Origin of the sequence: Sediminitomix flava, from assembly GCF_003149185.1 — a bacterium.
Lineage (GTDB): Bacteria > Bacteroidota > Bacteroidia > Cytophagales > Flammeovirgaceae > Sediminitomix > Sediminitomix flava.
The window spans coordinates 1,778,614-1,792,187 of the sequence record NZ_QGDO01000001.1 but is presented as its reverse complement, the minus strand read 5'-3'; the positions used below and the strand labels follow the sequence as shown (position 1 = coordinate 1,792,187).

General features: G+C 36.5%; 7 protein-coding genes and 2 tRNA genes. 7 read left to right on the top strand and 2 right to left on the bottom strand.

The window, feature by feature from the left end; all coding sequences use genetic code 11:
* Window positions 1-8: 8 nt before the first annotated feature.
* Window positions 9-938, bottom strand: coding sequence for a PorP/SprF family type IX secretion system membrane protein (locus BC781_RS07055; RefSeq protein ID WP_109616489.1), 930 nt, complete (start codon window positions 936-938; stop codon window positions 9-11).
* Window positions 919-4,980: an Ig-like domain-containing protein gene (locus tag BC781_RS07050; protein WP_109616488.1), complete on the bottom strand. Its 4,062-nt coding sequence runs from the start codon at window positions 4,978-4,980 to the stop codon at window positions 919-921. The genes BC781_RS07055 and BC781_RS07050 overlap by 20 nt, the downstream gene beginning before the upstream one ends.
* A gap of 370 nt (window positions 4,981-5,350) precedes the next feature.
* Here BC781_RS07050 and hflX point away from each other — a divergent pair, with 370 nt between their 5' ends.
* The 7 genes from hflX (at window position 5,351) to BC781_RS07015 (ending at window position 13,563) form a co-directional block, all read left to right on the top strand.
* Entirely contained in the window at window positions 5,351-6,577 is a 1,227-nt protein-coding gene (gene hflX / locus BC781_RS07045) for a GTPase HflX (protein WP_109616487.1), read from the top strand.
* Window positions 6,578-6,788: 211 nt separating this feature from the next.
* Window positions 6,789-6,862, top strand: a tRNA-His gene (locus BC781_RS07040).
* A 24-nt stretch (window positions 6,863-6,886) separates the two neighbouring features.
* A tRNA-His gene (locus BC781_RS07035) sits at window positions 6,887-6,960 on the top strand.
* Window positions 6,961-7,164: 204 nt separating this feature from the next.
* The gene (locus BC781_RS07030) at window positions 7,165-7,647 is read left to right on the top strand and encodes a DinB family protein (RefSeq protein WP_211323674.1); all 483 of its coding nucleotides are present in this window, start codon (window positions 7,165-7,167) and stop codon (window positions 7,645-7,647) included.
* Window positions 7,648-8,198: 551 nt separating this feature from the next.
* Window positions 8,199-11,240 carry a SusC/RagA family TonB-linked outer membrane protein gene (locus BC781_RS07025; protein ID WP_109616485.1) on the top strand — a complete coding sequence of 1,014 codons (3,042 nt, stop codon included), beginning with the start codon at window positions 8,199-8,201 and terminating at the stop codon, window positions 11,238-11,240.
* A gap of 22 nt (window positions 11,241-11,262) precedes the next feature.
* A complete protein-coding gene (locus tag BC781_RS07020; RefSeq protein WP_109616484.1) occupies window positions 11,263-12,681 on the top strand; it encodes a RagB/SusD family nutrient uptake outer membrane protein in 1,419 nt (472 codons plus the stop codon).
* 18 nt (window positions 12,682-12,699) lie between these two features.
* Window positions 12,700-13,563 (top strand): hypothetical protein, encoded by an 864-nt coding sequence (locus BC781_RS07015; protein ID WP_109616483.1) that lies wholly within the window; start codon window positions 12,700-12,702, stop codon window positions 13,561-13,563.
* Window positions 13,564-13,574: the final 11 nt, after the last annotated feature.

Here is a 13,574-nt window from a genome sequence, read left to right as displayed (position 1 = left end):
TAGGTAGCCTAGAAATATCTAGGACTAAGAATTCTTTTTGTTTTGTTGTTGTCATTGATGTCAATACCAATGACAATCTCATGTGAACCTGTAGTGACAGTGTTTAGCTCTGTAAGGGGGAAGTCATAGCCATAGCCGAAGTAAAAACCTTGCGGTAAATGAATTTGAGCCATCAAAGCCAAGCCATCTTGCGTTCTGAATGTTCCTCCTAGCCAAATAAGATCTTGCAAAACAACTAATGAACTAATGTCAGCTTGTAGTGGTGCAGATTCTACAAATTTGAATAGTATAGATGGTACTATTTTGACTTGATCTGAGAGGTTGAATTTTACTCCACCATTTAAGAAGTAATGTCTGACCGTTTCAGAGCCTAGTTCTGTGTCTGTACTTGTAGATTTGTGTTGAAGAAGTTTAGGAATCGAGAATCCTGCAAAATAATTATGCGTGTAATAGTAAATCCCGATACCTACATTGGGCTGCCAATATGATTCGGTAGCGGTTCCTTGCAATAATGGGTCTTGCGGATTTTGAGGATTCAGCTGGGAAAGGTCATGCTGATAGTTGCTGGCTATTCCCGAAAGTCCAAAACTAAGTGCTTTGTTATGTCCGATGATTCGGTAACATGCCATAAAAGCTAATTGTGTTTGGCTACTTATTCCTATCTGATCTCTAACCGCACTCAGTCCTAAACCTATTTCATTGTCTAGGATGGGGGAGTGAAGTGAAATGTTTTGAGTAGAAGGAGCACCTTCCACACCTTGCCATTGACTTCTGTGCAAAGCCATAGCACTGAGTCCCCCTTTACTTCCTACATAGGCAGGGTTTATAGACATCCTATTGTAAATGTACTGCGTGTACATAGGGTCTTGCTGAGCAAAACCTAAAATAGGAAGTAGTAGAAATAAGAGTAAAAGTGATTTATCTTTTGATAACAACATAGCCAGAGTATTGGGTGCCAGTAGTAAATGATTTGAAAATGTAATAGTAGGTACCGCCCGGTAATGGGTTACCTAATTGATTGTAGCCATCCCAGTCATTGTTATAGTTTCCTTTTCGATATATTTCCTGTCCCCAACGGTTGAAAATGACCATTTCATTGAGGTAATGCCCTTCAAGATTGTCAATAGAGAAGGTATCGTTGTAGCCGTCTTGATTTGGAGTGAAGACATTTGGAATGTCTGGTGGTAAACTTTTAGGGTCAAGAATCTCAATGATCACTTGACTTGTGGTACAGGCTTTGGTTCTGTGATTGTCACATACCCTATAAGTCAGTGTGTCATAGCCATAGTAGTCCGCTTCTGGGGTGTACTCTATTTCTCCATTTTCCAAAATTCTAGCAAATGCACCTCCAACCAATGGTCCCTCTATGATTCTTAGACTTGTATTGTCAATTTCTCCATCGGGGTCTACGTCATTTTCAGTAAGATTTATAGTAATTGCTACATTTTGTTTTGTGGATGCTTGATCAACTTCAGCTACAGGAGGTTGGTTTTCATCTTCAATGATGATGGTTAAGATAGCTGTTCCACAGTTGGCTAGTTCAGCTTTATCACATACTCTGTAAACGATTTGATCCGTTCCAATATAATCTGGAGAAGGGTTGTATTGAATTGCGAAACCTGCAACTATAGCTGATGCGCCCGTCAGTGTAGTTGATTCGATGATTGTGATACTATTCTTATTAATCCCATCATCGTCATCATAATCATTATTTAGCACATTGGCGAATATGCTAGAGTTGACAGTGGTGTAAACAGTGTCATTTTGTACTACAGGGAGTATGTTGTCTATAACTTGTGTAGTCGTGTCAGGAAGAACTTGAATGGTAAGGATTCCACTGTCACAAAGTTTAGGGTCACCACTATCGCAAATACTATAAATGATGATGTCTTGCCCTGTGAAAGTTGAATCGGGTTTATAGATAATTTTATATTCATCATTGATGTAAGCAGTAGCGCCACTTCCTAAAGGTCCATCTGCAATTGACAATGAAGTAGAATCTAGGTTTAAATCTATATCAATGTCGTTTACGAGTACATCAACACAGATTGTATCGCCTTGGTAAATGCTGATATTATCATTGGTGGTGATAGGAGGATTATTAACAGGGATAACTTCATCTTCTTCTTCAATGGTAATGTATAAAACACCACTATCACATAATCTTGGAATAGCTTTGTCGCAGATTTTGTAGATAACTACATCGTTACCTACATAGCCTGTAGGAGGTGTATAAATGATATTTCCAGTTGAATCAAGCTCAACTATTGCTCCTTCAAGATTGGATGTTGATACAATTTCGACAGAGATTGTATCGAGTTCACCTTCAGGGTCAATATCATTTTTGTAAACAGGAATGATGAGTGTACTATCCACCTTTCCCATTACATCATCTCTAAGCGCTAATGGAGGTTCATTATCTTGATCTCCGCCAATTGAGACATATACAATTCCTGTATCACAAAGCCCTTCTTCGTCACAGACTTGATAGATTAAAACATCAATACCAACAAAATTTGGGGCAGGGGTGTAATCGATACTTCCATCATCGTTAATTACCACAACGGTTCCTGAAATTGGAGATGGCGTTATGATTTCAATTGATGTAGAGTCGATGTTATTATCGGGGTCTACATCATTCTTTATAACTTTGATGTTTATTGGTGTATTTGCATCGGTTTCTACATCGTCACGGATAGCCACAGGAGGTTCATTAGGAGGACTCGGTGTTGGTAAAACAGAAATGAAAACAGAGTCTGTGTCGCAAAGTGGAGGAACACCTAGGTCACATATCTGATAAACTATGGTATCTGTTCCTACAAAATCTGTGGGAGGGGTATAAACCAATACTCCCGAACTATCTATCTCAGCATTTCCCCCTGAAGTCGGAGGGACGATGATATCTACATTTTCTTCATCTAAATCATCATTAGGGTCAAGGTCATTTGCTGCTACAGGAATTCTAGCTTCTGTATTTTCAACAATAGAAACTGTATCTAAAGTGGCTATTGGTGCTTGATTAGGTTCAATGATATTTATAATGACAGTAGCTATATCACACTTTTGAGGAAGTCCATTGTCACAAACTTCGTATAACAGAACATCGGGGCCAGTATAGTTTGCAGGTGAGGTATAGACTAAAGTTCCATCGTCGGAAATACTTACTTCAGCTCCGCCAATCACAGGTCCAGAAATGATTTGTAGACTATTTAAAGCAAACTCTCCATCGGTGTCAATATCATTGGTTAGGATTGGGATAGATACGGAGTTACCTGCTATAACTTCTGTTGTGTCATTATTAGCAATTGGAGGTTGGTTTCCTTCTAATATATCAATGTAAAGCCAGTTCGTTGTACATAATTCATTTTGGGCATTGTCACAGATCTGATATTGTACAGAATCTCTACCTACAAATGTACTCTGAGGTGTATAGGTGATTGTGCTGTCTGTAATGAAAACGAAAGCACCAGCAATACTTGGATGAGTTATAATTTCAAAGCTAGGTAAGTGCAGTTGTCCGTCAGGGTCAGAATCGTTTTCTAATACATTTTTGCTTACTACTAATTCATTGGTTGTTTCTGCACTGTCTGGTTCTGAAACAGGAGGTTCATTTGTCGGGATGACATCGATGTAAACGGTGGCCTCTGTACATTTTGTAGGATTTCCAGTGTCACAGATTTCATAGCTGAGGGTATCTAGACCTATAAAATCTGAAGGAGGTATGTATGATATTATGCCACTATCGGAAACTACGGTTATTGCGCCTTCTACAGAAGGAGGGTTTATGATTTGAAGACTATTGAAGTCGAATGAATTGTCTTCATCTGAATCATTTTCTAATACATTTTGTGTAAGACTTTGTCCAATCTCAATGGTATAGTAATCATCTTGAGCGCTTGGTGCTATATTCCCTTCTTCAATGGTAATGAAAACAGTGGCTGTATCACATTTGGGTTGACTGGTGTTATCGCAAATGGCATAAGTAAAGCTATCGGGGCCCACATACCCTTCAACAGGGTTGTAAGTGATGTTTCCGTTGTCGTCTACGATAGCAAGGGCTCCTCCAACATTTGGAGGATTGATAATATAGACACTGCTTGGTAGCAAAGCATCCCCATTCGGATCAGAGTCATTTGCCATGACATCAATGGTGACAGGGAAGTCGTAGTTTGTAGTCGCATTGTCGTCTAAAGCCACAGGAGGGTCATTATCGAAGGCAGGGGTGATTACTGCATTTGATTTTGGACTTGGAGTGACATAGAAAATACAATCGTTGAAATCTTGATCTCCACCAGGTCTTATTCCATTGTTGTCCTCGATGCAGAGAATCATATTATTTTCATTTTCCAATTGATTCCAGAACATAAGCATATGTTGCATATTTTCTTCTGAAGCCACTGTGTTTAGAAGATGATTTGAGTAGACCGTGTGATAACCTTCAGTTATGTTTCCGCTGTCCCAACCATTTGCAATGAGAAAGAAACCCACAACTATATCCTTAGGAAATGTACCAAGGCTTACTCGATCTCCTGCGTCTAATGAATGAGGTCTTTGGATATGTGGATAAATGATATGAAGACTATCGATATCTTCCGGAGTTTCGGGTACGCTATCTTTATGATAAGTGTAATATCCAAGTACGTTAGCCCAACCAGCATCAGTCGTAACGAATGTACAGATCAATTCACAATCGTCTTCTGAGATCAGAATGTTAGACCTATGTCTTGCTAGAAAGTCATTTCCTCCATTTGCTATTGAGTCTCCAATAAGTTCTACAACTTGTTCTCTTATTTCTTCCTCAATGAAATTTCTCTCTAATAAATAGTCTGGTCTACCAATGCTATTCCACCCTCCCATCGTGTAGATTTTGTCTAAAATTGACGTAATCTGATTTATTTGGAAGCTCATAAAGAAACTACCTAACAATAATAGTAAGGCGAGGAGTAGGCGTTTTCTAGGGATGATATCTTTAGGTTTCATTTATTATCATTACTCTTGAGTCTCCTAAAACTCTGAAAATAAAGTAGCCTAAGAAAAAAGAAGGGAATGAGAGTATGTATGATTGAGTTTGAATCTATCCTTTAATAGAGCTTACTTTCAATCTATAAATGAAATGAAGTGTAGTCGAAATTGTTATAAAATAAGATATCAGCCATTTTACTTCAACTTTCAGATGTCTTTAGGTATGTAAGTAGTGGCATGAAGTCGTAAACAGAATACTGTAGACTAGTTTACATTCTGTAAGTCGGAGAGCTGAAATACAATGTGGTAAATAAAAAATGTGTATTTTTGCACTCTATAATTCTCAGAACGAGTATTATTATTCACAGAAAGACTCAACGGAGAAAATTTGAAAAAAGAATTTCAATATACAAGTGAGAAGAAAATACCTAAAGCGGTATTAGTTTCAGTAGCAGACAAGCAACAGTCACTTCATAAAGTGCAAGAATATCTGGATGAGTTAGAGTTTCTTGCAGAAACTTTAGGGATTCAGACTGAGAAGACTTTTATCCAGCGTTTAGAGCGTCCAGATAAAAAGACTTTTGTTGGAAAAGGAAAGTTGGAAGAAATTGTAGCATATATCAAACACCATGATATTGATGTTGTGATTTTTGATGATGATATCTCAACTGTACAGTCTAAAAATCTTGACAGAGAGATACAAGACGTTATGATAGTCGATAGAAGTTTGTTAATTCTACAAATCTTCTCAAAAAGAGCGCAAACAGCTCAATCCAAATTGCAAGTAGAGCTTGCGCAGTATCAGTATATGTTACCAAGGTTGACCAATCTTTGGTCTCACCACTCAAGGCAACGAGGTGGTATTGGTATGAAAGGTCCTGGGGAAACAGAACTTGAAACAGATAAGAGGATCATTCGTGATAAAATTTCTTTGCTTAAGAAAAAGCTTGAAAAGTTAGATAAGCAAAGTCATGTCAGAAGAAAAGGGCGTGATAGAATGGTACGAGCGGCTCTTGTAGGGTATACCAACGTAGGTAAGTCAACCTTGATGCGATTGATCGGAAAAACCGATGTTTTTGCTGAGAATAAGCTCTTCGCGACGGTAGATTCTACAGTTCGTAAGATGGTATTGAATAATATTCCATTCTTGCTTACAGATACAGTTGGATTTATTCGAAAACTGCCAACAACTTTGGTAGAAAGTTTCAAGTCTACCCTAGATGAGATTGTCGAAGCTGACATTCTTCTTCATGTCGTAGATATTTCTCACGAATCATTTGAAGAACATATCCAAGTGGTCAATGAAACTTTGAGAGAAATAGGAGCAGCGGATAAACCAACGCTTTTAGTATTTAATAAAATTGATTCATACCAAGATAAAGAATATCCTCCTTTTGAAGATCATCCTCCTGCAACTATTGAGGAATGGAAGCAGACTTATATCGGTAAGGGAGAAGATACTGTATTTATCTCTGCAATTAAGAAGGATAATATTGATGAATTGCGTAGAGAAATATTTAAACTTGTCTCAAATCGATATTATGAAATCTTCCCTAATCATGAAAAATATGATTATAATCAACTTTGGTTAGGAAATTCTGAGGAAGAAAATTAATTATATGGCCTCGTTCTTTGATGGAAAGAATGAGGCTTTTCTTTTTTACTTTGAATGTGGATTTAAAAAGAAAAAAAAGCAGTAAAATAATCTATCTGAAAATCAGTGAAAAAGAATGTTATTAACATTTGTTTGTGTATATTTTTCACGGAAAGCTTTGTGGGTTGTAAAAAAGTGCCTACTTTTGCACCGCATTAAGGTAAAAAACACGGCGATTGTAGCTCAGTTGGTTAGAGTAGCGGGTTGTGGTTCCGTTGGCCGGGGGTTCGAATCCCCTCATTCGCCCTATTAAAATCTTAATGCAACACGGCGATTGTAGCTCAGTTGGTTAGAGTAGTGGTTTGTGGTGCCATTGGTCGTGGGTTCGAATCCCATCAATCGCCCTTCAAAGTCGTTTGAATATCATTTCAAACGACTTTTTTTTATGCCCTTTTTTAAACGAAAATATTTGTCCCGACCTGAGTCTTCATAGACTAGCTCTCGAAAAGCCATCATAGGTTACTTGTGTTCTGAAATGTGGAATTTTTCAATTCTTTTTTAAATTGTATTTCATACACTAAATTGAAATTAAAATCCAACTCATAACCATGATGATGTCAACTGAATTGAAACTATTAGCACAAGGGCGAAAAAATATTTTAGCCAATGCCGACCAATTAAGTCTTAAAGAGCTTAACACTATTCCTTCGCCTTTTCGGAATAATATTATTTGGAATATTGGGCATATCATAGTCACACAACAGTTACTGTGCTATGGTTTGTCTGCAATGGAGTTGAATGTGGAAAAAGAAATGGTGCTGAAGTTTAAGAAAGGAACAGCCCCTTCTGAAGAAGCTACAATCGATGAATTTAAAGAACTGCGAGAATTGCTAATCGAAACATCTTCTCAACTTTTAAAAGATTATGAGAACGGAAAATGGGAAGGAGTAGAATTCCAGTCTTACAGAACTTCATTTGGAAATACAATTGATAGTATAGAAGATGCTATTGCTTTTAATAATATCCATGAAGGGATTCATTTAGGATATGTGCTGAACCTTCGAAAAATGCTTCAAGAAATGGTTTTATAACAAAAAAATCAAGGTTTTTCTGAGTATCTGAAAGTACCTCAGATTAAGATGAAATGTGTAGCCTGTCGGTTATTTAGTTTTGATAAAACTAACTAATCTATGCTAAAAATTCTACAAACAAAAATAATTCATCTTTTAATTTATTTTTTAAAAAATGTGAAAACAAAAAAGAGGGCTCAATGTTTCTTTATTGTTAACGAGGTATAATAATAAATATGAATATATGTTCTGTACTGCTTATCTACGTACATGCAAATTATTATTTGCACTAAGATTGAGTTTTTAGAATCTCGTAATGTGAAAAAAGTTTAATTTTTTTTTGAAGAATTCCAATAAACTCTTTAATATTGTTTTGAATATATACCAATTTCAATTTTTGACTATTACATATTGATGAACATAGAGTTTTATAAACTCTAATAACTATAAACAAAATTATTAATGAATTTCATATAGTATAAGCTGATATATCTATGAGATTTATTACGAACTAAAAACCATCTTATTAGCTTTTAGCTAATTATTCAATTCAATTATTTGATTTTTTACTAATGAGAAAAACTATTCTATTACTCATGACCTTACTGAGTCTGAGTGTTCTTTCTATTGCTCAAGAAAGAAGTGTCTCTGGTTCAGTAAAGGATGCTTCAGGTGAGCCTTTACCTGGAGCTGTAGTGAAAGTAAAAGGGCTTTCACTAGGGGCTGTAGCTGATTTTGAAGGGAAATTTTTGATGACTGTACCAACAGAAGCAACGGATTTAGTTGTGAGCTTGATTGGTTACAAAACTCAAGAGGTTTCTATTGGGAATCAGTCTATATTTAACTTTACCTTGGAAGAAGATGCTAAGCAATTAGAAGAAGTGGTAGTGACCGGTTATTCTACAATTGATAGAAAGAAATTAACAGGTTCTGTTTCTACTGTTTCAGCTGCTTCTATTGAGCAAGTTCCTATTGCTTCATTTGATCAAGTGCTTCAAGGTCAAACTCCTGGATTGTATGTTAATGCGGGATCTGGACAACCAGGTGCATCTGCTACCATCCTTATTAGAGGGGTAGGTTCTTTAGGTGGAGGTAATGATCCTCTTATCATTTTGGACGGTGTGCCGATAGAAGCAGATCAGTTTGCGACCTTAAATGCTAATGATTTTGAGAGTGTAAATACTTTGAAGGATGCTCAAGCTACTGCTCAATATGGTTCTCGTGGATCAAATGGTGTAATTGTAATTACAACTAAAAAAGGTACTACAGGTAAACCTAAAGTTACTTATAGATATTTGATGGGAGCTTCTCAAGCAAGCGAGTGGGGTGTAGAGTTAATGGATACAGATGAGGCTCTTTCATATGAAGAAATGATTCAGAATGGTCCAGGTTGGACTCTATCTCCAAATAACCCTGGAAGACCAACTGAAGAAGAAATTTGGGACCCTAATAATTCAGCGTATGGTGGGATTCGTCAACTAGCTGGAAATATAGCAAGCAACCCTCGTACTGCAGATGAAATTTTAACTGCATTAAAAGGTGTTAATACTAACTGGAGAGATATTGTGACACAAACTGCTCCAATGGAGTCTCATGAATTGAATATCTCAGGAGGTAATGAACAAACACGTTATTATGTATCTGGTAATTATTTCTCACAAGAGGGTATCGCAATTGGATCAGGTCTTGAAAGAGGAACTTTACGTTTCAATGTAGATAATGAAGTAAGCCAATATTTTAGAACTGGTATTTCTACAAACTTAGGTTATTCAAAGAGTAATTTTATTGCTTCTGAGGGACTAAGTACTTGGAACCCGTTTGTATTGGCCGCAATGAATAAACCTTATGTGCCAGTTAGAAGTGAGGTTACTGGTGATTATGCTTATGGTGCATTTACAGGACGTAACCCAATTGAGATTATTGACAATTATACTGAAAATAAGGAAGAAAAGAAGGTTGTTGGTTCTTTCTATGCTGAAGCTGAACCACTAGACGGTTTGAAGGCAAAAACTAGAGTAGGACTAGATTATAGAGAAAGTGTTTACAAGTATATCACAAGTCCTTTAGCTCCTGCTTTAAGTGCAGAAGGAGGTTCTTATGATTACCGTAACAGAACGAATCTTCTTTATAACTTTGTGAATACTCTTGATTATTCTAGAACATTTAACGAAGTACACGATGTATCTGTAACTGTTGGTACAGAGTTTATTAAACAAGCTTATCAAGGCTTTAATTGGGTCGGTTATGGATTGAATGCAAAGTTACCTGATACACCAGCCGCTATTCCTGATGCAAATAGTGCAAACCCTCCAGAAGTTAGTGGTTTCCAAAGATACAATTCACTAATGTCATATTTTGGGTTTTTGAATTATTCTTATAATGGAAAATATAATTTCTCATCTACATTCAGAAGAGATGGGTCTTCTAAATTTGGTGCAAATAATAGATGGGCCAACTTCTGGTCTGTAGGTGGTTCTTGGAACGTCTCAGATGAAGACTTCTTATCTAATTCTTCAGTTGTAAGTTTGCTTAGACTTAAAATGAGTTATGGTACTGTTGGTAACCAAGATGCATCAAATTTAGCTATTGGTCCATATGAATCATTTGGTCTATTTGGAGCAAATTCTTCATATATAGGTCAAGGAGGTATAGAACCTTCTACGATAGCAAACCCTGACCTGAAATGGGAAGTTTCTAATAAATTTAATTTAGGTATAGACTTTGGTTTATTTAATGACAGAATCAGTGGTACTGTAGAAGTGTACAATGATGTAACTACAGATCTATTTATTCCTGTACAATTATCTGCAACTTCTGGTTTTACATCGTTACAAATGAACGCAGGTAGTATGAGAAACAGAGGTATTGAGTTACAGTTAAATACTGATAATTTAGAAATTGAGGACTTTAGATGGTCAACTTCACTTAATTTCTCATATAACAAAAATGAAATTTTAGATTTAGGTCAAGTAGATCAGTATGAATCAGGTACTTATCTTATTAAAGAAGGTCTTCCTTTTGGTTCTCACTTCGTTGTAGGGTGGGCAGGAGTAAACCCAGCAAATGGTCAACCATTATACACTGATGCTGATGGTAATGTGACAACTGAGTTCTCAAATGCAAATGCTAGAGCAGACTTTGGAACTTATTTACCTCCAATTACTGGTGGTATAACTAATACATTTAGTTATAAAGGTCTTGAATTAAGTGTGTTCTTCTCTTATCAGTTAGGTCATACACTGTTTAACAACCAAAGCTTCTTCTTGGAAAACCCGGGTACGGCGTATAACCAATCTGTTGGAATGTTGAATATGTGGCAACAACCTGGAGATGTGACAGACATTCCTTTAGCAGGCTATAACAGACAATTTACTTCAAGAGATCTTGAAAAAGGAGATTTCTTGAGACTAAGAAATGTAATGTTGTCATATAACCTACCAAAAACTTTATTAGATAAAGTTAAAATTGCTGGAGCTAAAGTTCATGTGCAAGCACAAAACTTATATACATGGACTCAATTTACAGGGTTTGATCCTGAAATTGGAAATAATATTGCACAGTTCCAGTATCCTATGCCAAGAACATTTACAGCTGGTATAGATCTTTCATTCTAATTATAATTTGACCTATATAATAATGAAATTTATATATAAAATCGCTTTAGCAGCAGGTTTGGCTCTATCTTCGTTTTCATGCGATGATCAGTTAGAGCTAGCCCCTACAGACTTTATCGATTATGGTAAAGCATATCAAAGTGTAGAAGACGTTAACCTTGGACTTCTTGGGGTTTATTCGGCATTGCCTAAAACTACACAGACTAGTTTGAATGCTTATGTAGCAGATAATGCGAAAATGTCTCCTCAGGGTAGAAATGTTGGTGTAGTTACTTATAACTGGACATATACGAGTGAAGATTTAGGAGCATGGTCTGCTTACTATGTAGCTATTAACAGAATAAACTTAGTTCTAGCAGGAATTGAAAGTGTAAAAGTTAATCTTGATGCAGAATCTGCAGAAGCAGAGGAGTTGAGCCTTTATGAAGCAGAAGCGTATGGCTTAAGGGCATTTGCACATTTCTCTTTATTTCAGTCTTTTTCAGAAAGCTATACAGATAATGATGCATTAGCTGTTCCATATATGCGAGAATCTATAATTTCTATGCCTGTAAGGAATACAGTTAGTGAAGTTTATGAGCTATTATCTTTAGATTTAGATGAGTCAGCGAAGTTAATGGATGCAGTGGCATTATCTAATGAGAAGTCTAGATTTAATAGAGTTGCAATTGATGCTTTACGTGCGAGAATCAGCCTTTATAAGGAAGATTATGCAGCTGCAATCCAATATTCTAGTGCTGCATTGAATGAAGTATCTATCGCTTCAGGACAGGCTTATGATGATATGTGGACTGACCTAGAGGATGACTCTGAGGTTATATTTAAATATGATATCGTTTCCACTGATGGTACACGTGTAGGTGGATTGTTTCAAGATGCAGGATCAAATGATGTTCAGTTTTATCCTACTTTTGATTTAATCAATGCATATGATGCTAATATCTTTTTAGATAAAACTCAAGACGTGAGATATAATACTGTGATTATGAATGATGCTACTGACCCTGTTCAGTCTAGTATTATTGGTAAATTCAGAGGGACAACAGCTTTACCTTTCCTTGCCGACGTTAAGGTTTTTAGAGCATCTGAAATGTTATTGATCAGAGCTGAAGCTTATGCAAAATCAAATTCAACATCTGAAGCTTGGGATGATGTAAAAGAGTTATTAACTGCTCGTATTACTGGCTATGCAGGTGAAGATACTGGTAGAAGCATACTTGATGAAATCGCTTTACAACGTCGCTTAGAGTTAGCTTACGAAGGGCACCGTTTCTACGATTTAAGAAGAACAGGAGAGGCGATTATTAGAACAGATGTTACATTGCCTGGCACAACACCTACTCAATTAGCCGCTGGTGATCATAGATTTGTTTTGCCAATTCCTCAATCGGAGCTATTTGCTAATGATAATATGGTACAAAATCCTGGCTATGTTCAGTAAAATCAAATAAGCAGAAAGATGAAAAAGAATATATATTACATATTGAGCCTTTTCGTATTGTTAGGATTCACTTCGTGTGAAGAAGATCCTTTAGTCTACGAAGGAGATAATTTTGTTTCCTTAGATTTAGGGGGGACATCTCTAATATCTTTAGAGGAAGGTGGTGAAAGTACCACAATTACTGTAATCATGGCTTTTGCCAGATCAACTGATACTAAAGTAACTTTGGGTTTTTCTGATGCTACAAATGCGGTAGAAGATCTTCAGTTTGCTTTAGATACAAAAGAAGTAGTCATTAAAGCTGGAGAGTATAGTGCAACGTTTACTATAACGCCATTGGATAATGACACAGATTATTTGGTTGATCAACAAGTTGAGGTTGAAATCGCTTCTGTAGATGCCTCAGATGTACAGGTTGCATTGGCTTCAGGACGTGATGGAAGTGTTGTATTCTCTTTGAAAGATAATGACATCCCTCCAATCCCAAGCTTAGATTACTTGTATGGTGATTATACTGCTACAGCTATTGACATTACAGATGCTGAGTTACCACAAACTAATCATGCTGTTAGTATTTCTGCTCATGAGACAGATACTGATAAAGTAATGATCAACAATATTTTGGACTTTGGTTCAAGTATTGAGGCAACTGTGGATATGAAAAAGAGAGAAATGACAATTTCTCTTGGTCAGTTGTTGTTTGTAAGTAGCCAATATGGAGATGTACTTTTGTATGGATATAATGGCGAGTTCCAGCCTACTGGAGATATCGTTGTATCTGTTGATCTTGAAGGTAACATTGCTGTTGACTATGCATTAAGTCCATATGTACCAGGTCTTGGTTACTTTGGAGTATGGGAGATCACTACCATAGACAGATAATGGATCTTAAT

What these genes read in the sequence shown, in the direction of transcription:
- BC781_RS07025 (WP_109616485.1), top strand. Translation starts at nt 8,199, where the DNA reads ATGAGAAAAACTATTCTATTACTCATGACCTTACTGAGTCTGAGTGTT.
- BC781_RS07030 (WP_211323674.1), top strand. Translation starts at nt 7,165, where the DNA reads ATGATGATGTCAACTGAATTGAAACTATTAGCACAAGGGCGAAAAAAT.
- BC781_RS07015 (WP_109616483.1), top strand. Translation starts at nt 12,700, where the DNA reads ATGAAAAAGAATATATATTACATATTGAGCCTTTTCGTATTGTTAGGA.
- BC781_RS07050 (WP_109616488.1), bottom strand. Translation starts at nt 4,980, where the DNA reads ATGAAACCTAAAGATATCATCCCTAGAAAACGCCTACTCCTCGCCTTA.
- BC781_RS07055 (WP_109616489.1), bottom strand. Translation starts at nt 938, where the DNA reads ATGTTGTTATCAAAAGATAAATCACTTTTACTCTTATTTCTACTACTT.
- BC781_RS07020 (WP_109616484.1), top strand. Translation starts at nt 11,263, where the DNA reads ATGAAATTTATATATAAAATCGCTTTAGCAGCAGGTTTGGCTCTATCT.